General features: G+C 69.9%; 22 protein-coding genes. 4 read left to right on the top strand and 18 right to left on the bottom strand.

Annotated elements, in window-relative coordinates; genetic code table 11:
• Positions 1–15 precede the first annotated feature (15 nt).
• From nuoK to ABUW04_RS06615, 12 genes are all read right to left on the bottom strand, one after another.
• Positions 16–315 (bottom strand): NADH-quinone oxidoreductase subunit NuoK, encoded by a 300-nt coding sequence (gene nuoK / locus ABUW04_RS06670; protein WP_030261239.1) that lies wholly within the window; start codon positions 313–315, stop codon positions 16–18.
• Positions 312–1199 carry an NADH-quinone oxidoreductase subunit J gene (locus ABUW04_RS06665; RefSeq protein ID WP_380563906.1) on the bottom strand — a complete coding sequence of 296 codons (888 nt, stop codon included), beginning with the start codon at positions 1197–1199 and terminating at the stop codon, positions 312–314. The genes nuoK and ABUW04_RS06665 overlap by 4 nt, the downstream gene beginning before the upstream one ends.
• A 5-nt stretch (positions 1200–1204) precedes the next feature.
• The gene (nuoI, locus tag ABUW04_RS06660) at positions 1205–1786 is read right to left on the bottom strand and encodes an NADH-quinone oxidoreductase subunit NuoI (RefSeq protein ID WP_030261234.1); all 582 of its coding nucleotides are present in this window, start codon (positions 1784–1786) and stop codon (positions 1205–1207) included.
• Positions 1779–3158 (bottom strand): NADH-quinone oxidoreductase subunit NuoH, encoded by a 1380-nt coding sequence (gene nuoH / locus ABUW04_RS06655; RefSeq protein ID WP_380563547.1) that lies wholly within the window; start codon positions 3156–3158, stop codon positions 1779–1781. The genes nuoI and nuoH overlap by 8 nt, the downstream gene beginning before the upstream one ends.
• Positions 3155–5638, bottom strand: coding sequence for an NADH-quinone oxidoreductase subunit G (locus ABUW04_RS06650; RefSeq protein ID WP_380563546.1), 2484 nt, complete (start codon positions 5636–5638; stop codon positions 3155–3157). Before ABUW04_RS06650 ends, nuoH begins: the two co-directional genes overlap by 4 nt.
• Positions 5635–7011, bottom strand: coding sequence for an NADH-quinone oxidoreductase subunit NuoF (gene nuoF, locus ABUW04_RS06645; RefSeq protein WP_380563545.1), 1377 nt, complete (start codon positions 7009–7011; stop codon positions 5635–5637). Before nuoF ends, ABUW04_RS06650 begins: the two co-directional genes overlap by 4 nt.
• Entirely contained in the window at positions 7008–7871 is an 864-nt protein-coding gene (nuoE, locus tag ABUW04_RS06640) for an NADH-quinone oxidoreductase subunit NuoE (RefSeq protein ID WP_380563544.1), read from the bottom strand. Before nuoE ends, nuoF begins: the two co-directional genes overlap by 4 nt.
• A complete protein-coding gene (locus ABUW04_RS06635; RefSeq protein WP_030261223.1) occupies positions 7868–9211 on the bottom strand; it encodes an NADH-quinone oxidoreductase subunit D in 1344 nt (447 codons plus the stop codon). The genes nuoE and ABUW04_RS06635 overlap by 4 nt, the downstream gene beginning before the upstream one ends.
• On the bottom strand, positions 9211–9993 hold the full coding sequence (locus ABUW04_RS06630) for an NADH-quinone oxidoreductase subunit C (protein WP_380563543.1): 783 nt from the start codon (positions 9991–9993) through the stop codon (positions 9211–9213). The genes ABUW04_RS06635 and ABUW04_RS06630 overlap by 1 nt, the downstream gene beginning before the upstream one ends.
• A complete protein-coding gene (locus tag ABUW04_RS06625; RefSeq protein ID WP_030261219.1) occupies positions 9990–10544 on the bottom strand; it encodes a NuoB/complex I 20 kDa subunit family protein in 555 nt (184 codons plus the stop codon). The genes ABUW04_RS06630 and ABUW04_RS06625 overlap by 4 nt, the downstream gene beginning before the upstream one ends.
• A 50-nt stretch (positions 10545–10594) precedes the next feature.
• Positions 10595–10954: an NADH-quinone oxidoreductase subunit A gene (locus tag ABUW04_RS06620; RefSeq protein ID WP_030261217.1), complete on the bottom strand. Its 360-nt coding sequence runs from the start codon at positions 10952–10954 to the stop codon at positions 10595–10597.
• A gap of 1028 nt (positions 10955–11982) precedes the next feature.
• Positions 11983–13299: a geranylgeranyl reductase family protein gene (locus tag ABUW04_RS06615; RefSeq protein WP_051726181.1), complete on the bottom strand. Its 1317-nt coding sequence runs from the start codon at positions 13297–13299 to the stop codon at positions 11983–11985.
• Positions 13300–13449: 150 nt separating this feature from the next.
• Between ABUW04_RS06615 and ABUW04_RS06610 the strand changes: the two genes are divergently transcribed.
• Positions 13450–13860, top strand: coding sequence for a hypothetical protein (locus tag ABUW04_RS06610; protein ID WP_030261213.1), 411 nt, complete (start codon positions 13450–13452; stop codon positions 13858–13860).
• Positions 13861–13871: 11 nt separating this feature from the next.
• On the opposite strand, the gene ABUW04_RS06605 is transcribed toward ABUW04_RS06610, so the two are convergent.
• The 5 genes from ABUW04_RS06605 to ABUW04_RS06585 form a co-directional block, all read right to left on the bottom strand.
• Positions 13872–14564 carry a demethylmenaquinone methyltransferase gene (locus ABUW04_RS06605; RefSeq protein WP_030261211.1) on the bottom strand — a complete coding sequence of 231 codons (693 nt, stop codon included), beginning with the start codon at positions 14562–14564 and terminating at the stop codon, positions 13872–13874.
• Between the two features lie 31 nt (positions 14565–14595).
• A complete protein-coding gene (locus ABUW04_RS06600) occupies positions 14596–15006 on the bottom strand; it encodes an imidazolonepropionase-like domain-containing protein (RefSeq protein WP_380563542.1) in 411 nt (136 codons plus the stop codon).
• A gap of 9 nt (positions 15007–15015) precedes the next feature.
• Positions 15016–16251, bottom strand: a complete 1236-nt coding sequence (gene mqnC / locus ABUW04_RS06595) for a cyclic dehypoxanthinyl futalosine synthase (RefSeq protein ID WP_232242647.1) — start codon at positions 16249–16251, stop codon at positions 15016–15018.
• A gap of 67 nt (positions 16252–16318) precedes the next feature.
• A complete protein-coding gene (locus ABUW04_RS06590) occupies positions 16319–18046 on the bottom strand; it encodes a serine/threonine-protein kinase (protein WP_380563541.1) in 1728 nt (575 codons plus the stop codon).
• Between the two features lie 34 nt (positions 18047–18080).
• Positions 18081–18941, bottom strand: coding sequence for a menaquinone biosynthetic enzyme MqnA/MqnD family protein (locus ABUW04_RS06585; protein WP_030261202.1), 861 nt, complete (start codon positions 18939–18941; stop codon positions 18081–18083).
• A gap of 289 nt (positions 18942–19230) precedes the next feature.
• Here ABUW04_RS06585 and ABUW04_RS06580 point away from each other — a divergent pair, with 289 nt between their 5' ends.
• Complete coding sequence (locus ABUW04_RS06580; RefSeq protein WP_030261200.1) at positions 19231–19434, top strand: cold-shock protein; 204 nt, start codon at positions 19231–19233, stop codon at positions 19432–19434.
• Positions 19435–19641: 207 nt separating this feature from the next.
• Here ABUW04_RS06580 and ABUW04_RS06575 read toward each other — a convergent pair whose 3' ends face one another.
• Complete coding sequence (locus tag ABUW04_RS06575; protein ID WP_380563540.1) at positions 19642–20892, bottom strand: helix-turn-helix domain-containing protein; 1251 nt, start codon at positions 20890–20892, stop codon at positions 19642–19644.
• 676 nt (positions 20893–21568) lie between these two features.
• Here ABUW04_RS06575 and ABUW04_RS06570 point away from each other — a divergent pair.
• Both ABUW04_RS06570 and ABUW04_RS06565 read left to right on the top strand, forming a co-directional pair.
• Positions 21569–22246 carry a DUF3515 family protein gene (locus tag ABUW04_RS06570; RefSeq protein ID WP_380563539.1) on the top strand — a complete coding sequence of 226 codons (678 nt, stop codon included), beginning with the start codon at positions 21569–21571 and terminating at the stop codon, positions 22244–22246.
• Between the two features lie 591 nt (positions 22247–22837).
• On the top strand, positions 22838–23389 hold the full coding sequence (locus tag ABUW04_RS06565; RefSeq protein WP_157623986.1) for a hypothetical protein: 552 nt from the start codon (positions 22838–22840) through the stop codon (positions 23387–23389).
• Positions 23390–23548 lie beyond the last annotated feature (159 nt).

Raw genomic sequence — 23548 nt, 5'->3', positions numbered from 1 at the left:
TGTCAGCCTCCGCCGCTACAGCTTCATGAGGTTGGTGTCGTCGACCGAGGCCGAGTGACGGGTGCGGAAGACACTCACGATGATCGCGAGACCGACGACGACCTCGGCCGCGGCGACCACCATGGTGAAGAAGGCGATGATCTGCCCGTCCAGGTTGCCGTGCAGCCGGGAGAAGGTGACCAGGGCCAGGTTGGAGGCGTTCAGCATCAGCTCGACGCACATGAAGAGCACGATCGCGTTCCGCCGGACCAGCACGCCGGTGGCGCCGATGGTGAACAGCAGCGCCGCCAGGTAGAGGTAGTTGACGGGGTTCATTCCTGCGACTCCTCTGCGGTCGGTGCGGGCGCCGAGGCAGCAGCCGGCGCCTTCGCCAGCTCGGTGCTATGCCGGGGCTTGGGCGTCCGGCGGCCGAGCCACCCTGCGGTGCTCGCCTCCAGCTCGCCCATCCGGTCCACCAGCTCGCCGCTGACGTCGCGCATCTGGCCACGGGCCCGCAGCGTCGGGTTGACGGTGAGTTCGGACGGCGTGCCGTCCGGCAGCAGACCCGGGACGTCCACCGCGTTGTGCCGGGCGTAGACGCCCGGGGCCGGCAGCGGGGTGACTTGGGTGCCCAGCCGGACCCGGCGCTCGGCCAGGTCGCGCTGCGACTGCTTCTCCTCGGTGAGCTCACGGTGCGTCAGCACCATGGCGCCGATGGCGGCGGTGATCAGCAGTGCGCCGGTGACCTCGAAGGCCCAGACGTACTTGGTGAAGATCAGCGCGGCCAGGCCCTGGACGTTGCCGCCGGCCTTGGCGTCGGCGGCGCCGGTCCCGGTGAAGGTCCGCAGCTTGGCGTTGGCGATCCCGGCGATCAGCAGCACGCCGAAGCCGAGCCCGGCGACCACGGCCGCGATCCGCTGGCCCTTCAGCGCGTCCTTCACGGTGTCCTCGGCGCTGACACCGACCAGCATCACCACGAAGAGGAACAGCATCATGATCGCGCCGGTGTAGACGACGATCTGGACGACGCCCAGGAAGACCGCGCCCTCGGCCATGTAGCAGATGGCCAGCGCGATCATCGTCCCGGCAAGGCAGAGCGCCGAGTGCACCGCCTTGCGGCAGAGCACCATGCCCAGCGCCCCGGCGACCGCGATCACCGCGAGGATCCAGAACTGGACGGCCTCCCCGGTGGAGGCGGCCCCGGTGAGGGGGGTGGCGATCTCGATCACGCCGACGCACCTTCCTCCGTGGGCTTCTCGCCCTTGCTGACGGCGACCTGACGGACCGTCCCCGGGGCGGCCTCGGTGACCAGCCCGCGGTAGTAGTCGCCCTCGTCGGTGCCCGGGAAGATCGAGTGCGGCGAGTCGACCATGCCCTCGGTGAGGCCGGCCAGCAGCTGCTCCTTGGTGAAGATCAGCGACTCCCGGCTGCTGTCCGCCAGCTCGTACTCGTTGGTCATGGTCAGCGCCCGGGTCGGGCAGGCCTCGATGCAGAGTCCGCAGAGGATGCAGCGGGCGTAGTTGATCTGGTAGACCCGCCCGTAGCGCTCGCCCGGGGAGTAGCGCTCCTCCTCGGTGTTGTCGGCGCCCTCGACGTAGATCGCGTCGGCCGGGCAGGCCCAGGCGCACAGCTCGCAGCCGACGCACTTCTCCAGCCCGTCCGGGTGCCGGTTGAGCTGGTGCCGACCGTGGAAGCGCGGCGCGGTGGGCTTCTTGTACTCCGGGTACTGCTCGGTGAGCCGCTTCTTGAACATGGCCGAGAAGGTCACGCCGAAGCCGGCTGCGGGGCCCAAGATGTTGTCAGGCATCCTCGTCCGCTCCCTTCAGTGCTGGTACGGATTCGGGCGTCCGCGACCTGCGGCGCGGTACGGGGGGAAGCTGCTGACCCGGCAGCGGCGGTACCGGGAAGCCGCCGGCCATGGGGTCGAACGCGGGCTGCTCCGCTGCTGCCGCCGGAGGCTCCTCCCGCTTGCGGAGCATGTCCCAGACGATGGAGAGCAGCAGCAGGACCACCACGGCCCCGCCCACGTACAGCACGTCGGTGCCGAAGCTGTAGCCCTTGTTCCGCAGCGCGCGGAAGGTGGCGACCATGACCAGCCACACCAGCGACACCGGGATGAGGACCTTCCACCCCAGCTTCATGAACTGGTCGTAGCGCAGCCGGGGCAGGGTGCCGCGGAGCCAGATGAAGAAGAACAGCAGCAGCTGGATCTTGACGATCATCCACAGCAGCGGCCACCAGCCGTGGTTGGCCCCGGCCCAGAAGGTGCTGATCGGCCAGGGGGCCCGCCAGCCGCCCAGGAAGAGGATGGAGGCGACCGCGGAGACGGTGACCATGTTGATGTACTCGGCCAGCATGAACATCGCGAACTTCAGCGAGGAGTACTCGGTGTTGAAGCCGCCCACCAGCTCGCCCTCGGCCTCGGGGAGGTCGAAGGGGGCCCGGTTGGTCTCGCCGACCATCGAGATGACGTAGATGACGAAGCTCACCGGCAGCAGGCAGACGAACCAGGTGTGGGTCTGCGCGTCCACGATGGCCGAGGTGGACATCGATCCCGAGTAGATGAACACCGCCGCGAAGGACAGGCCCATCGCGATCTCGTAGGACACCATCTGCGCCGCCGAGCGCACCCCGCCGAGCAGCGGGTAGGTCGAGCCGGAGGCCCAGCCGGCCAGCACGATGCCGTAGATGCCGACGGAGGCGGCGGCCAGGATGTACAGCATCGCCACCGGGAGGTCGGTGAGCTGCATCGTGGTCCTGGTGCCGAAGATGCTGATCTCGTGGTCGGCCGGGCCGAACGGGATCACCGCGACGGCCAGGAAGGCCGGGATCGCGGAGATCACCGGGGCCAGGATGAACACCACCTTGTCCGAGGCGGTGACGACCAGGTCCTCCTTGAGGGCCAGCTTCACCCCGTCGGCGAGACTCTGCAGCATGCCCCAGGGTCCGTGCCGGTTGGGGCCGATCCGCAGCTGCATCCAGGCGACGACCTTGCGCTCCCACACGATGGCGATGAGCACGGTGACAACCAGGAAGGCGAAGCAGAAGACGGCCTTGATGACCACCAGCCACCAGGGGTCGACCCCGAAGACGGTGAGGTCCTCGGCGGCCAGCTGACTGACGGCAGACTGGCCGACTGCGAGGTGGTCGGCCGCGAGGTGGAGTGCGGGCGTGCTCATCGGTTCGCCTCCGTGACGGCAGGGGCCTGCGCGAGCCCGACCACCCGGCCGGGGGTCGCTCCGAGGGTCCGGAAGGAGCCACCGGGGGTGGAGTTGAGCGGGATCCAGACCACCCGGTCCGGGAGTTCGGGGGTGATCAGCAGCGGCAGGGTGAGGCTGCCGGCCGGTCCGGTGACGCTGAGCGGGGCGCCGTCAGCGATGCCGACCTCGGCCGCGGTGGCGGGCGAGAGCCGGGCGACGGCCGGGTGCCGGGTTCCGGCGAGGGCGGTGTCGCCCTCCTGGAGCACACCGTTGTCCAGCAGCAGCCGCCAGCCGCCGAGCACGGCCTCGCCGGCGCTGGGACGGGGCAGCGGACGGGCCTGCTCGGTCGGTGCGTCGACCCGGTCGCCGTGCCAGGCGCCGAGCCCGTCCAGCTCGCGGCGGGCCGCGGTGATGTCCGGCAGCCGCAGGCTGTCGCCCATGGCGTCGGCGATCATATGCAGCACCCGCAGGTCCGAGGACAGGTGACGGGTGGTCATCTGATCGGCCTTCAGGGCCGGTTCGAAGAACCTGATCCGGCCCTCCCAGTCCATGAAGGCACCGGCCTTCTCGGCCACCGCCGCGACCGGGAACACCACGTCGGCGCGGTCGGTGACGGCGGAGGGCCGCAGCTCCAGGCTGACCACGAAGCCGGCCCTGGCCAGGGCCGCCTCGGCGGCGGCCGGGTCGGGCAGGTCCGCGGTCTCGACCCCGCCGACGACCAGGGCGTCCAGGTCGCCGTTGGCGGCGGCGGTGAGGATGCCGGCGGTGTCGCGGCCGAAGCGCTCGGGCAGACCGTCCAGGCCCCAGGCCGCGGCCAGCTGCCGGCGGGCGTCGGGGTCGGTACCGGGACGTCCGCCGGGCAGCAGGCCCGGCAGCGCTCCGGCCTCGACCGCGCCCCGCTCCCCCGCGCGGCGCGGGATCCAGGCCAGCCGTGCGCCCGAGGCCCGGGCCAGCCGGATCGCCGCGCTCAGCGCGCCCGGCGTCCCGGCCAGCCGCTCGCCGACCAGCACCACCGCGCCGGGCTGCCGCAGCAGTTCGGCGGCGCGGCCGGCGTCGCCGTCCAGCGGGTCGCCCTCGGCCAGCGCCTCCAGCCACTCGGCCTCGGTGCCGGGCGCGGCCGGCAGCAGCGCGCCGCCGAGCTTGGAGAGCCCGCGGGTGGCGTAGGCGGCCACCGTGAAGACCTTAAGCCCCTTGGTCCTGGCGGCCTTGCGCAGCCGCAGGAAGACGATCGGGGACTCCTCCTCCGGCTCGAAGCCGACCAGCAGCGCCGCCGGAGCGGCCTCCAGCTGCTGGTAGGTCACCCCGCGCCCGTCCGCGTCGATGCCGCGGCCGGCCACCGCGGCGGCCAGGAAGTCGGCCTCCTCGGCGCTGTGGATCCGGGACCGGAAGTCGACGTCGTTGGTGCCCAGCACCGCCCTGGCGAACTTGGCGTAGGCGTAGGCGTCCTCGACGGTGGACCGGCCGCCGACCAGCACCCCGGTACGGCCCCGCACCAGTCCGGCCGCGGCCGCCCGCAGCGCCTCCGGCCAGCTGGCCGGGGCCAGCTCGCCGTCGGCCCCGCGCACCAGCGGGGTGGTCAGCCGCTCGCGCGACTGGCCGTAGCGGAAGCCGAAGCGGCCCTTGTCGCAGGACCACTCCTCGTTCACCGCCGGGTCGTCCCCGGCCAGCCGGCGCATCACCTTGCCGCGCCGGTGGTCGGTGCGGATCGCGCAGCCGGACGAGCAGTGCTCGCACACGCTGGGCGAGGAGACCAGGTCGAACGGACGGGAACGGAACCGGTAGGCGGCCGAGGTCAGCGCGCCCACCGGGCAGATCTGGATGGTGTTGCCGGAGAAGTAGGAGCGGAAGTCGTCGCCCGCGCCGATCCCGACCTGCTCATTGGCCCCGCGTTCGAGCAGGTCGATGAAGGGGTCGCCGGCGATCTGCTCGCTGAACCGGGTGCAGCGGGCGCACAGCACGCAGCGCTCGCGGTCCAGCAGCACCTGGGTGCTGATCGGCATCGGCTTCTCGTAGGTCCGCTTGACGCCCTCGAAGCGGCTGTCGGACTGGCCGTGCGACAGCGCCTGGTTCTGCAGCGGGCACTCGCCGCCCTTGTCGCAGACCGGGCAGTCCAGCGGGTGGTTGATCAGCAGCAGCTCCATCACGCCGTGCTGCGCCTTCTCCGCGACCGGCGAGGTGACCTGGGTGTTGACGACCATGCCGTCGGTCACCGTCATGGTGCAGGAGGCGACCGGCTTGCGCTGGCCCTCGACCTCGACGATGCACTGCCGGCAGGCCCCGACCGGGTCCAGCAGCGGGTGGTCGCAGAAGCGCGGGACCTGGACGCCGATCATCTCGGCGGCGCGGATGATGAGGGTGCCCTTGGGCACGTGCACCTGGACGCCGTCGATGGTGACGGCCAGAAGCTCCTCGGGTGGTGGAGCCGCCGGAGTCGCAGGGGTGTTGGCCACTGTCGTCATGCGAGCACCCCCTTCTCCTGGGCGGACTGATGGGTGGGTACGTAACCGCGCCGGCCGCGGGCGTCGTCGGCCCAGACCGTGGAGGCGGCCGGGTCGAACGGGCAGCGGCCCTCGCGCAGGTGCTGCTCGTACTCCTCGCGGAAGAACTGCAGCGAGGAGAAGATCGGGCTGGCGGCGCCGTCGCCGAGGGCGCAGAAGGACTTGCCGTTGATGTTGTCGGCGATGTCGTTCAGCTTCTCCAGGTCGCCCTCGACGCCCTTGCCGGCCTCGATCCGGCGCAGCAGCTGGACCAGCCAGTAGGTGCCCTCGCGGCAGGGGGTGCACTTGCCGCAGGACTCGTGGGCGTAGAACTCGGTCCAGCGGGTGACCGCGCGGACCACGCAGGTGGTCTCGTCGAAGATCTGCAGCGCCTTGGTGCCGAGCATCGAGCCGGCCGCGCCGACGCCCTCGTAGTCCAGGGCGACATCGAGGTGCTCCTCGGTGAACATCGGGGTGGAGGAGCCGCCCGGGGTCCAGAACTTCAGCCGATGACCCTCCCTCACACCCCCGGTGATCTCCAGGAGTTGACGGAGCGTGATGCCGAGCGGGGCCTCGTACTGACCGGGGTTGGTGACATGCCCGGAGAGCGAGTAGAGCGTAAAGCCGGGCGACTTCTCACTCCCCATCGACCGGAACCACTCCTTGCCCCGGTGCAGGATGCTGGGCACCGAGGCGATCGACTCGACGTTGTTGACCACGGTCGGGCAGGCGTAGAGCCCGGCGATGGCCGGGAACGGCGGCCGCAGCCGCGGCTGGCCGCGGCGGCCCTCCAGCGAGTCCAGCAGCGCCGTCTCCTCGCCGCAGATGTAGGCGCCGGCCCCGGCGTGCACGGTGATGTCGAGGTCGAAGCCGGAGCCGAGGACGTCCTTGCCCAGGTATCCGGCCGCGTAGGCCTCGGCGACTGCGGCGTGCAGCCGCCGCAGCACCGGGACGGTCTCGCCGCGCAGGTAGATGAAGGCGTGGCTGCAGCGGATCGCGTAACTCGCGATGATCATGCCTTCGATCAGCGAGTGCGGGTTGGCGAACAGCAGCGGGATGTCCTTGCAGGTGCCCGGCTCGGACTCGTCCGCGTTGACCACCAGGTAGTGCGGCTTGCCGTCGCCCTGCGGGATGAACTGCCACTTCATCCCGGTCGGGAATCCGGCGCCGCCCCTTCCGCGCAGCCCGGCGTCCTTGACCAGCGCGATCACCGCGTCCGAGTCCATCCGCAGGGCCTCGTGCAGGCCCTTGTAGCCGTCATGGCGCCGGTAGGTGTCCAGGGTCCAGGGGCGGTCGTCGTCCCAGCTGTCGGACAGGACCGGGGAGAGCAGCTTCTCCGGGTGCTCGGCGGTCACTCTTCGACTCCTTCGTTGTCGCCGGGGGCGGCGTCCGCAACGGTGTCCGCAACGGCGTCTGCGGCGGCGTCCTGCGGGGGGTCCTCGTGCCGCGGGGCGACGACCCGCCTGGCGGCGGCGGTGCCGGGCAGGGTCTCGCCGCGGGCCAGCCGCAGGCCGGCCAGGGTCGGGGCGCCGCCGGCGCCGGACTCGTCCACCGCGCCCTCGCGGGCGTCCGGGAAGCCGGCCAGGATCCGGGAGGTCTCCTTGAAGCTGCACAGCCGTGCGCCCCGGGTCGGCCGCACCTGCGCACCGTCGCCGGAGCGCAGCTGGTCGACCAGGTCCTTGGCGCTCTCCGGCGTCTGGTTGTCAAAGAACTCCCAGTTCACCATCACCACCGGGGCGTAGTCGCAGGCGGCGTTGCACTCGATGTGCTCCAGCGAGACCGCGCCGTCGCCGGTGGTCTCGTTGTTGCCGATGCCCAGGTGCTGCTGCAGTTCGGCGAAGATCTCGTCGCCGCCGAGTACCGCGCACAGGGTGTTGGTGCACACGCCCACGTGGTACTCGCCGGCCGGACGCCGCCGGTACATGGTGTAGAAGGTCGCCACCGCGGTGACCTCGGCCGTGGTCAGCCCCAACTGCTCGGCGCAGTACCGGATCCCGGTACGGCTGACGAAGCCCTCGGCGGACTGCACCAGGTGCAGCAGCGGCAGCAGCGCGGAGCGGCTGTCCGGGTAGCGGGCGATCAGCTCGGCCGCGTCCGGATCCAGCCGGGCCCGCACCTCGGCCGGAAAGGCCGGGGCCGGCAGCTCGGGCAGCCCGAGCAGCGTCGGCCCGGACAGCCCTGGCCCGGACCCGGCCTCGTTCTCAGTGGTGGTCACCGGTCCACGCCTCCCATCACGGGGTCGATCCCGGCCACGGCGACGATGACGTCCGCGACCTGTCCGCCCTCGCACATCGCTGCCATCGACTGAAGATTGGTGAAGGAGGGGTCGCGGAAGTGCACCCGGTAGGGCCTGGTCCCGCCGTCGCTGACGACGTGCACGCCCAGCTCGCCCTTGGGCGACTCCACCGCCACGTACGCCTGTCCGGCCGGGACGTGGAAGCCCTCGGTGACCAGCTTGAAGTGGTGGATCAGGGCTTCCATGGACTCGCCCATGATGGTGCGGATGTGGTCCAGCGAGTTCCCCATGCCGTCCGGCCCCAGCGAGAGCTGGGCCGGCCAGGCGATCTTCTTGTCCTCGACCATCACCCGGCCCGGTCCGCCGCGCAGCCGGTCCAGGCACTGCTCGACGATCCGCAGCGACTGTTCCATCTCCGCGAGCCGGATCAGGAAACGGCCGTAGGAGTCGCAGGTGTCGGCGGTCGGCACGTCGAACTCGTACTGCTCGTAGCCGCAGTACGGGTTGGACTTGCGCAGGTCGTGCGGCAGTCCGGTGGAGCGCAGGATCGGGCCGGTGGCCCCCAGCGCCATGCAGCCGGCCAGGTCCAGGTAGCCGACGTCCACCAACCGGGCCTTGAACACCGGGTTGTTGGTGGCCAGCTTGTCGTACTCGTGCATCCGGCCGCGCAGCGTCTTCACGCCCTCGCGGATCTGGTCCAGCGCGCCCGGTGGCAGGTCCTGCGCCAGACCGCCGGGACGGACGTAGGCGTGGTTCATCCGCAGCCCGGTGACCAGCTCGAAGATGTCGAGGATGATCTCCCGGTCGCGGAAGCCGTAGATCATCAGGGTGGTGGAGCCGATCTCCATCCCGCCGGTGGCCAGGCAGACCAGGTGCGAGGAGATCCGGTTGAGCTCCATCATCAGCACCCGGATCACGGTGGCCCGCTCCGGGATGTCCTCGGTGATCCCGAGCAGCCGCTCCACCGCCAGGCAGTAGGCGGTCTCGTTGAACAGCGGGGTCAGGTAGTCCATCCGGGTCACGAAGGTCGTGCCCTGGGTCCAGTTCCTGAACTCCATGTTCTTCTCGATGCCGGTGTGCAGATAGCCGATCCCGCACCTGGCCTCGGTGACGGTCTCGCCGTCGATCTCCAGGATCAGCCGCAGCACCCCGTGGGTGGAGGGGTGCTGCGGGCCCATGTTGACGATGATCCGCTCGTCGTCGGCCTTGGCCGCCGCCGTGACGATCTCGTCCCAGTCCCCGCCGGTGACGGTGTAGACGCGCCCCTCGGTGGTCTCCCTGGTGGGGGCCTCCGGCTGCTGTTGGGTCTGACTCTCCATCAGTTGTACGACCTCCGCTGGTCGGGAGCCGGGATCTGCGCGCCCTTGTACTCGACGGGGATGCCGCCGAGCGGATAGTCCTTGCGCTGCGGGTGACCCAGCCAGTCGTCCGGCATCATGATCCGGGTGAGCGCCGGGTGGCCCTCGAAGACGATGCCGAAGAAGTCGTACGTCTCCCGCTCGTGCCAGTCGTTGGTGGGGTAGACCGCGAAGGTGGAGGGGATCACCGGATCGTCGTCCGGCGCCGAGGTCTCCACCCGGATCAGCCGGTTGTGGGTGATCGAGCGCAGGTGGTAGACCGCGTGCAGCTCACGCCCCCGGTCGCCCGGGTAGTGCACCCCGCTGACGCCGGTGCACAGCTCGAAGCGCAGCGCCGGGTCGTCCCGCAGGGTCTTCATCACCTGGGTCAGGAACTCCCGCTCGACGTGGAAGGTGATCTCGCCGCGGTCCACGACCGTCTTCTCGATCACCGCGCCGACGTCCAGGCCCTGCTCCTCCAGCGCGCCCTCCAGCTCGTCGGCGCACTCGTCGAACCAGCCGTGCCCGTACGGGCGGGGCGAGGCCCCCGGCAGCACGATCGGCCGGACCAGCCGGCCGTAGCCGGAGGTGTCGCCGCTGTTGCCGCCGACCCCGGCGTGCTCGCTGGGGTTCGACCCGCCGAACATCCCGTGCCGGACGCCGACGACCTCCAGCTCGGTCGCCCCGGCCCGGGGCGTCGGGACGCCGCTCTCCGCGGCTTCCGCGCCTTCCGCGGCAGCGCTCTCTTCGGTGCCGTCACTCACCGCAGCAGCCCCTTCATCTCGATCGTCGGGACCGCCTGCAGCGCCTGCTGCTCCGCCTCGTCGTCCGCCTTGGCGCGCTGGGCGCCGAGCTTCTCGTGGCGGATCTGCTCGTGCAGCTTGAGGATCGCGTCCATCAGCATCTCCGGCCGCGGCGGACAGCCGGGCAGGTAGATGTCCACGGGGATGACGTGGTCGACGCCCTGGACGATCGCGTAGTTGTTGAACATCCCGCCCGAGGAGGCACAGACCCCCATCGAGATCACCCACTTGGGGTTGGCCATCTGGTCGTAGACCTGACGGACCACCGGCGCCATCTTCTGGCTGACCCGGCCCGCCACGATCATCAGATCGGCCTGGCGCGGCGACCCGCGGAAGACCTCCATGCCGAACCGCGCCAGGTCGTAGCGGCCGGCCCCGGTCGTCATCATCTCGATGGCGCAGCAGGCGAGGCCGAAGGTGGCCGGGAAGAGCGAGCTCTTCCGCACCCAGCCGGCGGCCTGCTCGACCGAGGTGAGCAGGAAGCCGCTGGGCAGCTTCTCCTCGATACCCATCTGGTGGTCCTCTCAGCTCGTCCTGTGCCGTGTCGGGCTGTGCCGTGCGATCAGTCCCATTCCAGGCCCCCGCGCCGCCAGACGTACGCGTACGCGACAAAGACCGTGGCGATGAACAGCACCATCTCCACCAGGCCGAAGATCCCCAGCGAGTCGAAGGAGACCGCCCACGGGTAGAGGAAGACGATCTCGATGTCGAAGACGATGAAGAGCATCGCCGTCAGGTAGTACTTGATCGGGAACCGCCCGCCGCCGACCGGCTGCGGCGTCGGCTCGATCCCGCACTCGTAGGCGTCCAATTTGGCGCGGTTGTACCGCTTCGGGCCGGTCAGCGCGGCCATCGCCACGGAGCCGATCGCGAAGGCAGCCGCGAGGGCGCCAAGTACCAGAATCGGCGCATATGCGTTCATACCGAACGACCTCCCAGGCGTCAGTCCGAGCCGACGTCCATGTCGGTGACTGCAAGTCCGTACAGCTCGGGAGCTTGATCACCTCATGTGAGGCAGTTCACAAGCCCCCAAGACGGCTGCATCCTATGCCTGTTCATGTGTGATCTGCGACACGGGGGTAAGCACCTTCAATGTGATCTACGCCACCTGACGAATGATCATGAGGTTACAGGCGGGTAAAATCAGCCACTCACCGTGTGCTTCTCTTCACAAAGAGCCAACTGATGGGGCATCACTGCAGGTTGGAGGGTCTATCGCTTATCAGAGCAGATGCTTCCATCGCAACTTTTGCCCGCCGCAGGCGCGCGTGTTATTGGTCGCTACCCCGAGGGGGTGGCCGACCGGACAACGGGTTGACGCAGCGGTCGGCGGGCTCAGCTGGCAGGCCGGGAGGCGGGGCGGGGGAGGCGGGACGACAACGCTGCGTTACCCGGCAACTGCGGGTGGCTTACATGGCGCCACCGTTGCCGCCCTCCGCCGCCCGTGGCTTGTTGCTGTTGCTCGCTCCGCTCGCGGCGACAGGAGCAGGGGGGGGTGCGGACGGCCCACCGTTGCCGGGCGGCGGGTGAGCTGGTGGCGGGGCCTGCAGAAACGTTCCTCCCGAGGGGCAGTGACCCCAAAAGCCCGGCCCGAGGGCAAACCCGGGTCACTTTTGGGACAAGGTGTCACTTGATCATGCCGTAATGCCCGAATTGCCCCGACCCTGGCGTACCAAGAGTGACCCCGTGTCCCAAAAGTGACCCGGGTTTGCCCGAAGCGCGCTCGCAGAATCGTTTCTGCACCCCACCCACCACGCGCACCCGGGAACGGCGCGCGGCCCCGACCAGGCTCCCCCGCTGCAGTTGGCCCGCGAGCGCAGCGAGCAACAGCAACAAGCCACGGGCGGGGGCGGGCGGCAGCGGTGGCGCCATGTAAGCCACCTACAGCTGCCGCGACCAGCAAAGACGCCTCGCCTCCCCCGACCCCGACGTCACCCCGAGCCCCTACCCCTACGCCCTGGGCGCCACCTTCGCCAGGCCGTTGATGATCCGGTCCATCGCGTCGCCGCCCTGCGGGTCGGTGAGGTTGGCCAGCAGCTTCAGGACGAACTTCATCAGGACGGGGTGGGTCAGCCCATGCTGGGCGGCCATCCGCATCACCAGGGGGTTGCCGATGGCCTTCACGAAGCCGCGGCCCAGCGAGTAGTAGCCGCCGTAGATGTCCTTGAGGATGGTCGGGTAGGCCTCCAGCGCCCGCTCCCGGCCCAGGTCGGTCTGCCGGGCCAGGGCCTGGACGATGACGCCGGCCGCGATCTGGCCGGACTCCATCGCATAGGCGATGCCCTCGCCGTTGAACGGGTTGACCATCCCGCCCGCGTCGCCGACCAGCAGGAAGCCGCGGGTGTAGTGCGGCTGGCGGTTGAAGGCCATCGGCAGGGCCGCGCCGCGGATCGGCTCGGTCATGTTCTCGGGGGTGTAGCCCCACTCCTCGGGCATGCCCGCGCACCACACCTTGAGCAGCTCGCGGTAGTCGATGTCCTTGAACGACTTGGTGGTGTTCAGCAGCCCCAGCCCGACATTGCTGGTGCCGTCGCCCATGCCGAAGATCCAGCCGTAGCCGGGGAGCAGCTTCTCCTGCCCGGACCTGCGGTCCCACAGCTCCAGCCAGGACTCCAGGTAGTCGTCCTCGCTGCGCGGGGAGTTGAAGTAGGTGCGGTAGGCGACGCCCATCGGGCGGTCGTCGCGCCGGTGCAGGCCCATGGCCAGGGACAGCCGGGTGGAGTTGCCGTCGGCGGCGACCACCAGCGGGGCCTTGAAGACCACCTCGCGCTTCTCTTCTCCCAGCTTCGCCGTCACTCCGGTGATCCGACCGGTGCGCGGGTCGACGATCGGGCCGGTGACATTGCACAGCTGGTGCAGCTTGGCCCCGGCCTTCTCCGCCTGGGAGGCCAGCAGTTCGTCGAAGTCGGCACGCTTGCGGACCAGCCCGTAGTCGGGGAAGCTCGCCAGCTCCGGCCAGTCCAGTTCCAGGCGCACCCCGCCGCCGATGATCCGCAGACCCTTGTTGCGCAGCCAGCCGGCCTCCTCGGAGATGTCGATCCCCATGTCCACCAACTGCTTGACCGCGCGCGGGGTCAGCCCGTCCCCGCAGACCTTCTCGCGCGGGAACTGGGCCTTCTCCAGCAGCAGTACCTCCAGGCCGGCCCGGGCCAGGTGGTACGCCGTGGTCGAGCCCGCGGGACCGGCTCCGACGACGATCACATCGGCCTCGGCCTCGACGGCTGCGCTCTGCGCGGTCTGCTGGGTCTGCTGGGTCGACTGCGACACCGGGGACTCCTGCTTGCTCTCGTCGGAAGTCTTTGCTGCTTCGGACCCGCGTCGGGCCACTCCGCAGTCTATGTCTGATCACCTACGCTGATCCGGATCCACCACCAGACGACCACACGACCACAGCACCAGGGGCGGCAGGAGCAGGCCATGCACATCGGAGTCATCGGGCACAGCGACCTCTCGGAGATCACCGAGATGCTGGTCCGCGGCGAGCTGTGGAAGCTGGTGACCGGGTATCAGACCTACGGCCTGGTCGGCGTCAGCCCGCTGGGCCCGGGCGCGGAGAGCTGGTTCGCCGCCGCCGTGCTGGAGCACGGGGGCACCCTGGAGGTGCTCGGCGCCCCCGCTCCCTCGCCGCTGCTGCGCCAGGCCCGCGCGGTGCACCGGCTGGCCCCGGGGCTGGACCCGATCGACGCCCTGCTCGGCCTGGTCGAGGAACTCGTCGCGGTCTGGGACGGTAGCCAGGACGGCCGGATCTCCGAGGCGGTCGCCCGCGCCGAGGCCCAGGGCATCTATGTGCACCGCGTCTGGCCGGAGGGCTCGGCGCACAGCGGCTGACGGCCCTCGGCTCAGCCCCGGATCCCCCGGTGCAGTGCCACGATCCCCCCGGTCAGGTTGCGCCAGGCCACCTTGGACCAACCGGCCTGCTGCAGCAGTGCGGCGAGCGCCGGCTGGTCCGGCCAGGCGCGGATCGAGTCGGCGAGGTAGACGTAGGCGTCCGGGTTGCTGCTGACGGCGGTGGCCACCGGCGGCAGCGCGCGCATCAGGTACTCCGAGTAGACGGTGCGGAACGGCGCCCAGACCGGGTGGCTGAACTCGCAGATGACGACCCGGCCGCCGGGCCTGGTGACCCGCAGCAGCTCGCGCAGGGCGGCGTCGGTGTCCTGGACGTTGCGCAGCCCGAAGGAGATGGTGACGGCGTCGAACACGCCGTCCGCGAACGGCAGCCGGGTGGCGTCCCCCGCGGTGAGCGGCAGTTCCGGGTGGCGGCGCTTGCCCTCCCGCAGCATCCCCAGCGAGAAGTCGCAGGGCACGACCGTCGCACCGGCCTCGGCGAAGGGCAGCGAGGAGGTCGCCGTCCCGGCCGCGAGGTCGAGCACCCGCTCACCGGGCCTGGCGTCGACCGCACGGGCCACCGCCTTGCGCCACAGCCGGGTCTGGCCCAGCGAGAGCACGTCGTTGGTGATGTCGTACTTGGCCGCGACGTCGTCGAACATGGAGGCGACTTCGTGCGGCTGCTTGTCCAGGGAGGCTCGGGTCACGGTCCCCATTGTTCACCCACCGGTCCGGTGCTCAGGCACGGCGGTGGACGAGTCGCCCGCCGAGGACGGTGGCCAGGCAGTCACCGGCGGCGCTGAACACCGCCAGGTCGGCCCGGCCGCCCACGGCCAGGGTGGGGGTGCGGCCGTCGGTGGCCAGACCGTTGCGGTGGGCGGCGGCGCGCAGCTCGGGGTCGGCGAAGGCGGCGGGCTCGGCCGCGGTCGCTCCGGCGCGAAGGAGGGCGTACACCCGTTCCCGCGCGCTGGGTGCATCCGGCAGCGCACCCTGGTGCAGCGCGCCGGGCGTGACGGTTCCGTCCCAGCGCCGCACCCTGGCCTGCGGATAGGCGGCCTCCAGCTCCGCCGCCGGACCGAGGGCGGCGATGCGCTCGCCGTCCACGGCCACGGCGGTGCCGTCAACACTGCCTACGTGCAGAGTGAGCAAGGCGCGGCGTCAGTTGGCGTTGAGGAGCTTCAGCTCCGGGTGCGCCGTGCCGCCGCTGATCGCGGTGGAGGCGATGTGCGAGTAGGCGTGGTCGTTGACCGGGTCGTTCGCCGGGTCGTCGTGGACCACGATGTGCTCGTAGGTGGTGGCACGCTGGGCGGGGACGCGTCCGGCCGAGCGGATCAGGTTGATCAGCTCCATCCGGTTGGACCGGTGCTTGGCCCCGGCCGAGGAGACCACGTTCTCCTCCAGCATCACCGAGCCCAGGTCGTCCGCCCCGTAGTGCAGCGTCAGCTGGCCCATCTCCTTGCCGACGGTCAGCCAGGAGCCCTGGATGTGGGCGATGTTGTCGAGGAACAGCCGGGCCACCGCGATCAGCCGCAGGTACTCGAACAGCGTCGCCTGGGTACGGCCCTTGAGGTGGTTGTTCTCGGGCTGGTAGGTGTACGGGATGAACGCGCGGAAGCCGCCGGTGCGGTCCTGCACGTCGCGGATCATGCGCAGGTGCTCGATCCGCTCGGCGTTGGTCTCGCCGGTGCCCATCAGCATGGTGGAGGTGGACTCGACGCCCAGGTTGTGGGCGATCTCCATGATCTCCAGCCAGCGCTCGCCCGACTCCTTGAGCGGCGCGATGGCCTTGCGGGGGCGCTCGGGCAGCAGCTCCGCGCCGGCGCCCGCGAAGGAGTCCAGCCCGGCGGCGTGGATCCGGCGGATCGCCTCCTCGGCGGTGACCCCGGAGATCCGCGACATGTGCTCGACCTCGGAGGCGCCGAGGGAGTGGATCACCAGCTGCGGGAAGTCCTTCTTGATCGCGGAGAAGGCCCGCTCGTAGTACTCCACGCCGTAGTCGGGGTGGTGGCCGCCCTGGAACATGATCTGGGTGCCGCCCAGCTCGACGGTCTCCGCGCAGCGGCGCAGGATCTCCTCCAGGTCCCGCGACCAGCCCTTCTCCACGTCCTTGGGCGGGGCGTAGAAGGCGCAGAACTTGCAGGCCGTGACGCACACGTTGGTGTAGTTGATGTTGCGTTCGATGATGTACGTCGCGATGTGCTCGGTGCCGGCGTAGCGGCGGCGGCGTGCGGCGTCGGCGGCTGCGCCGAGGGCGTGCAGGGGGGCGCGGCGGTAGATCTCCAGCGCCTCCTCCGGGGTGATACGCCCTCCGGCCGCGGCGCGGTCGAGGACTGCCTGCAGATCCGTCTCCTGGGGCTGGGCGGTCTCGAGCACCTCGGCGTCCTCTCTCGTCACTGCTTGTCTCATCACTGCTGCGGTCCGACACGTCCATACGGTCGCCGCCCAGACTACGCCAGCGCCCCTACCCCGCCTTGTGCAAGTCGCCGCTGGGCGTCCCGCTGCCTGCGCCGTTGTCCTGGTAGTGCAGCGTGCCGTCGGGGTTGAGGGTGAAGACCTGGGTGTCGGAGGTGGCCGAGCAACTGCCCGTACTGCTGCCCGGCAGCAGCCGGTCCTTGAAGGTGATCGAGGACGCGGTGGACGACACCAGCCGGTCGCCGCCCAGGCAGGACAGGCCGGCCAGTCCGGTCACGGTGGTGATGCTGGTGGTGTTCTCGGCCCCGACCGGGCCCGGCCGGATGGCGATCGCATAGGGCTCGCTGAGCAGGCCGTCGGAGGTGACCAGCGTCCCGGTCCAGGTGCCCAGGAAGACCGCCGGGACGGCGTTGGGGCTGGTCGGACCTGGGGACGGGGCGGCCGGCGGGGTCGGGCCGGCGGCGGTGGGGGTTCCGGCGGCGGAGGCCGAGGTGGTGGCGGAGGCTGTGCCGGAAGGGGAGGTGGAAGGCGTAGTGGACGCGGTAGCCGTCGCCGTCACCGTGCCGGTCCCGAGGGAGCCTCCGGTGCTCCCGGTACCGCCGTTCTTGTGCAGCAGCAGCGGGACCAGCACCGCGGCGAGCACCACCAGCAGCACCACGCCGCCGACCAGCACCGGCGTCCGGCCGCGACTGGACTGCGGGAGTGGCGGCGGTGGCTGCTGCCGAGTCGGTGGTGCCGCCATGGGAGGAGTGTCCGAGACCGACGCCGCCCCCACTCCGGCTCCTGTCCCTGCTCCCGCTCCCGCTCCCGCTCCCGGCACCGGTGTGGCATCCATCACCGGCGCAGGACCGAATCCCCCGGGCACCGGTGTGACGGCCTCCCCCACTGTCTCCAGGTCCAGCAGTTCGGCCGTCCGCCGCCCCACCGAGGCGACCAGCAGCGGTGGCAGCCAGCCGTCGGACGGGCCGACCCCGCCCAGTACCGCCCGCAGTTCCTCCAGGCTCGGCCGATCCCCCGGCTCCTTCGCCAGGCAGCGCTCCACCGCGGCGCGCAGCGGCCCGTCCGGGAACCCCTCCAGCCGCGGCGCCTCGTGCAGCACCCGGTACAGCAGCAGCACCGGAGAGGTCCCGCTGTCGCCGAAGGGTCCGGCGCCCGTCGTCGCGAAGGCCAGCACCCCGCCCAGCGCGAAGACGTCGCTGGCGGGTCCCGCCGCCTCCCCCGCGCCCTGCTCCGGTGACATGTAGCCGGGCGAGCCGACCACGTACCCGGACCGGGTCAGCGCCGTCGCCGCGTCCAGGGCCCGGGCGATCCCGAAGTCGATCAGCCGCGGCCCGTCCAGGGTGAGCAGCACATTGGACGGCTTCAGGTCGCGGTGCACCAGCCCGGTGGCGTGGACCGCGGCCAGCGAGTCGGCGAGCCCGACCCCCAGCATCCGCACCGAGTCCTCCGGCAGCACCCCGAAGTCCCGTACCGCGACGTCCAGTCCGGGGCCGGGGACGTACCCGGTGGCCACCCAGGGCTGTTCGCTCTCGGTGTCGGCGTCCAGCACCGGCGCGGTCCAGACCCCTCCGACCCGGCGCGCCGCCGCGACCTCCTGCCGGAAGCGGGCCCGGAAGTCGGTGTCGTCGGCCAGGTCCGTGCGCACCAGCTTCACCGCGACGGTACGGCCCCCCGCCGTCCGGCCCAGGTAGACCCGGCCCATGCCGCCCGCACCGAGCCGCCCCAGCAGCCGGTACGCCCCGATCTGTCGCGGATCTCCCGCCCCCAACGGTTCCATGACTGGCCATCATGTCCGCCGGAGCGACGGCCTGTCAGCCGTCCAGCAGGATCACGTCCTCCGTACTCGCGCCGATCCGGCGGGCGAACTCCCGCATCCCCTCCAACTGCCGGTCCCCGAAGGAGAAGTCCAGCGCCTCGGCGAAGTAGCGGCGCAGCAGCTCCTCGTCGAACAGCTCCCAGCGGGCGGTCTGCTCGGCGACCTTGTCGACCTCCTCCATGGACAGGTCGCGCGAGGCCAGGAACGCGCGCCGCACCTCGCGCACCAGCTCCGGCTCGCGCTCCAGGAAGTCCCTGCGGGCGGCCCAGACCGCGAAGACGAAGGGCAGCCCGGTCCAGTCCTTCCACATCGCGCCCAGGTCGTGGACGTCGAGGCCGAGCCGCGGTCCGTCGAACATGGTGGCGCGCAGCGCGGCGTCGCCGATCAGCACGGCGGCATCGGCCTCCTGCATCATCAGCGCCAGGTCGGGCGGGCAGCTGTAGTAGTCGGGCTGCACGCCGTACTGCTCGGCCAGCAGCAGCTGCGCCAGCCGCACCGAGGTGCGGCTGGTCGAACCGAGGGCGACCTTGCGGCCGTCGAGCTGGTCCAGCGGCACCTGGCTGACGATCACGCAGGACAGCACCGGGCCGTCACTGCCCACCGCGATGTCCGGCATGACGACCAGCTGGTCGGCGTTGCGCAGGTATTCCACGCAGGTGATCGGGGAGATGTCCAGGTCACCGGCGACCAGGGCGTCGCTGAGCCGCTCGGGGGTGTCCTTGCTGAGGTCCAGGTCGAGCAGGCTGCCGGTACGGGCCAGACCCCAGTAGATGGGGACGCAGTTCAGGAACTGGATGTGCCCGACCCGGGGCCGCACGCGACGGTGGTCGCTGCCGTTCCCGGTGGGTCCGTCCACACGCTCGGAGTTGTCGGGGTCGCCGTCACGCTCGGTGTATGTATCCACACCCAGCACAGTAGTCCGGGAGGTGAGATCGTCCCTGGCCGGGCCCGGAACCGCGTGCTAGGGTTTTCCGCAGTTGCAGTTTGATTTCCCATGCAGTACTCGAGCCTGCGGAGCATGTGACCGCGGGCTTCTGTCGTTTTCAGAAGCTTTGTCACAGAAGTACCTGAAGCGGGGCGATCAGCGCAGCGGACCGGGCGCCACGAGGTGTGGCGTCCTTTACGTCCCTCGCAAGGAGAACGGTATGGCGACCGGAACCGTCAAGTGGTTCAACGCCGAGAAGGGCTTCGGCTTCATCGCCCAGGACGGCGGCGGCCCCGACGTCTTCGTCCACTACTCCGCCATCAACGCGAACGGCTTCCGCTCGCTTGAGGAGAACCAGACCGTGGAGTTCGACGTCACGCAGGGTCCGAAGGGCCCGCAGGCGGAGAACGTCACCGCGATCTGAATCCCATCCACTGATCACCCGCTCCTGATCATCAAAGATCGGGCCGCACGATCGCCCGGTGGCTAGCACAGCACCACCCAAGAGGGCCCGCGCCGCTGCAGCGACGACGGGCCCTCTGCCTGTCCTGTTCTGTTCTGTTCTACCTGTCTGTTCTACCTGTCTGTCACATCCACCTGTCTGTCACACGGGGGCGAGCTCCCGCGAAGGTCAGCGCGCTTGCAGCCGCCGACCGCGCAGCGCCAGCTCGATCTCGAAGCGGGCGTCCGGATCCGACAGCGCCTCCCCGAACAGCTCGTCGATGCCGCGCATCCGCTGCCGCACCGTCTGCGGGTGCAGGCCCAGCCGCGCGGCGACCTCCGGAGCGCTGCCGCTGGACGTCTCCAACCACGCCAGCAGCGTCTCCTCCAGCCGCTCCCTGCGCTTCCCGGTCAACCCCTCCAGCGGCGCCAGCCGACGCGCCGCCAGCAGCTTGACCAGGTCCTCGTCGCCCAGCAGCAGGACCGACGACAGCTGGTTGTCGCAGTGCACCAGTCCCGGTTCCGCGTCCGCGGGCAGCCGCGCGGCCACGGTACGGGCCCAGCGCAGCGACTGCGCCGCCTGCACGACCGGGACCGCCGGCCCCAGCACCGCCGTACGGTCGGCCAGGACCGCGGCCAACTGCTCGACCCTGCCCGGCAGCTCGGGATCCGCGAGGAACAGGCAGGGCTCCTGGCCCTGCCCCTCCAGGTCGGCGAGCACCGACGGCATGGTCCGCAGCCCGGCGGCCGCGCCGAGCAGCCCGTCCGTGCGCAGCGCCACCGCGGCGATCCGCTCCGGCAGCGGGTACCTGGCCGCCCGCGAGCACTCCGTCAGCACCGGTTCGGCCGCGCCACCGACCAGCAGCTGCACCAGCCTCCGCCGGGCCCGTCGCAACGTGCCGGCCGCGTCCGCGCGCGCCTCGGCGTAGCCCTCGACCGAGGCCGCGGCCATCTCGTCGATGTGGGCGAAGATCGCCTCCGCGAGCGCCGTCATCGCCACCGCCGGCACCCCGGCCCGACGCGCCAGCCGGGCGTACCGACGCCACGCCAGCCTGGCCCCCAGCCGGTAGGCCGCCTGCAACGCGTCCAGGCTGCGCCCCTCGCGCCACTCACCGCGTCCCAGCGCCCGGTACACCTGGAGCGATTCCTCCGGGCAGGCACGATCGTCCGCGACCAACTCGGCGAACTGCGCCACGGCCCGCGCCGCGCCCTGCTGGATTCCCACCCCGAACCGGCCGTCCAGCGGCCTCGCGTACTCGGGAATCTGACGGCGTATCTCCTGCACGATCTCCGGTACCAGCCGCACATTCTCGGCCCTGATCAGCGCCGAAAGCCCGGACGGCAACGCCGCCCACGGACGCGCCTGCATGTACGCCCGGGCCTGTGCCTGAGGCTGGCTCAGGCGCCGGACAGGCCCCTGGAGCTGGGTCGAAGCGGCCATCAAACCTCCTGCGTCGGTCCGGAATACCTGCCGATGCAGCAATTTCGATAATTGCCAGCAATCGATGGCAGCTTCCGGAGAATCACATCCCCCGACGTGAAGAATCTGCGCACAATTTCATGCAGCAATGCCAAACAATGATGCCTGAGACGCAGTATCTGTCCCTTGTTACCGGAGTGTCAACGTTGAAAAGCGGATGAGGATCACCCGGATAGGACGGGGAGCCGACCCTCACCGCCGGGGGCGGCACCCGCAGGTGGCTTACATGGCACCACCGTTGCCGCCCACCCCCGCCCGTGGCTTGTTGCTGCTGCTCGCTACGCTCGCGGCGACAGGAGCAGGGAGGGTGCGGGCTCTCGCCGTTGCCGGGCGGTGGGGCAGTTGGTGGTGCGACCGAAGAAGCGTTTCTCCAGATAGGTGCCCACTACACTTTGGGTCACTTCTCGTACAAGGGGTCACTTGATCTACGCGAATGCCCGGATATATCCGACATCTCCGTACGACGAGTGACCCCTTGTACGAGAAGTGACCCGAGTTCAGACGACTCGACCCGCCGCACGCCCCCCGGCCCGCCTCGCACGCCCCCGCCCCGCACGCCCCCGCCACGGGCCTACGGCGCCCAACCGGAGCACCCCCTCCCGTAGTTGGCCGCTTTCGGGGCGGAGCCCCGGAGACGGTGGGTGCGATCGCGGCCCGGCGAATGCCGTTGCAGGCCGAGCGCGAAACCCTGGACGGACCGGGCCAGGGCGCGTGCGAGTGCGCGAACCGCGATGGCTATGGTCTCCAGATGCCCCCAACGGACCCGGATCCTCACCGCAAGCGGCACCTCCGGCACATCGGTCGCCTGTTCGCGCTACTCCTTGTCGGCGCCACCACCGGGCTCTGCTCGGCATGCTCGGGTTCAGCGGATGTCCGCCCCGCGTTCCCGCCTCCGGTCGGCCGGCAGGCCGCTGAATGCGCTGCCCTTCAAGCGGCGCTCCCACAGGACTTCGGCGGCCAGCAGCGCAGATCCGTTTCGCCGAGGAGCACGACCACGGCAGCCTGGGGATCGCCCGCGATCACACTGCGCTGCGGCGTGACCATCCCAGTAGTGATCAACCCAGCCAGCGGCAACAAGTACAACGCGCTGGCCGCCTCGTGGGACGTCGGCGGCCTCTGCTGGCTCCCGGAGGCGCTTCCCGGTGGTGGCGAGAAGTACACCACCGTCAAACAGGACGTCTACGTCGAAATCTCGATCCCGGGTTCCTACTTCAACCGGAGAACCGTGATGCCGAACCCGTTGACCTCGATCACCGGCCTCGTGAGCCGAGCAGATCCCCGGAACCCCGAGAAGGTGTTCGACTGTGCGGACTAGCCCCGCGGTGGGCGGCAGTCCTGGCCCCAGCTCGACTGCTGAGGCCAGGAGCCAGGGGCCGGACTGAGACCGTCCTTCTCCGGCTCCTCCTGGGACTGGGCATGAACGTCGTACTGGTACGTTCCCCTACCTGGTCGAGGTCCAAGGCGCGCGCAGGTCCAGGGAGACCGCCTCGACCATCAACGACAAGATGGTGGGTCCACCGGCCGAATCTGAATGCGTCCACATGGCCGTCATGCGCCTGGATCCGACTGCGCAGCTCCACTACTAGTATTTGGCCACGACACGCATGACAGCGCATGCGGAAACCCCCGCTGGCGGAGTAGACGAATTTTGCCAAACCATTGCCGGACCGATTCACCCCTTTATGCACGCGATGCAATGCGGCGAACGCGGAGAAAAGCCACGAGCATGCCGAACCCCGGCAAATCAATGATTATGCCAGCTGGATCCCGGCATGGAATGCATTCGGGGTCGGCAAATTTCATGATCCGCAATAGTGCCTTATTGCTCGGCCGATGAGACTGTGATGTACTCCCGATGCCGAACCGCTGCATGATGCACACGCATCTGATCCTTCCGGGAGAAGCAATGAAATTGCGACTGATCGCACTGCTGCCCACCGTGATTGCCGCTACGTTCACTCTGCCCCTGTCCACTGCAGCAGCCCAAACGAGCGACACGATTACCGCCGCATCAGGGACGCCTACCGGCTGGACGCTCATGGACCATGTCTGCACGGTGATCGGCGACGACACCGTCACCCAGGCCGTCGTCTGCTCCGATCTCTACAAGGACCAGTACGGCGAGGCAGTTCCCGCCGTGGAGGCCATGTGTCAGGATATCGGTTCGCCAACATATTTCCCGCAGTGCGCGAACATATCGCTCGCTTCAACGGGACTGAGGCTGTACACGACGGGACCCGTCCTCGAGGAGGAAAATCCGTATGCCATCAGCTGCGGACATGACCTGACAAACATGTGTCCTGCCAATGATCGGGAAATATGGACCTTCACTCCATATGCGGTTGCATCCGACCAATGGACCGTGGTGAAGGCGAGCACGGTGAAAATTCAGCTACCCGGGACAGGGCAAATCAAAACGCTCAACCAGGACCTCGGATCTGGACACTGGGCACCTTAGTGCTGATTGCGCACACCTGCCGTCGGATCACCAGTCAGAGATAACGCTTGAAACCCCGGCGCCACCACTGGTTCCGGGGGTCGTGTTGGCTCAGGTCAGATCACGAAGTGACGAGCGACGGTTCCTCCGTCAGCGCGTTCCAGGTGGTTAAGAGTCTGA

This window comes from Streptacidiphilus jeojiensis (assembly GCF_042510965.1).
Classification (GTDB): Bacteria; Actinomycetota; Actinomycetes; order Streptomycetales; family Streptomycetaceae; genus Streptacidiphilus; species Streptacidiphilus jeojiensis.
Note: the sequence above shows the minus strand (reverse complement) of the source record. Positions and strands in the feature narration are given on the sequence as shown.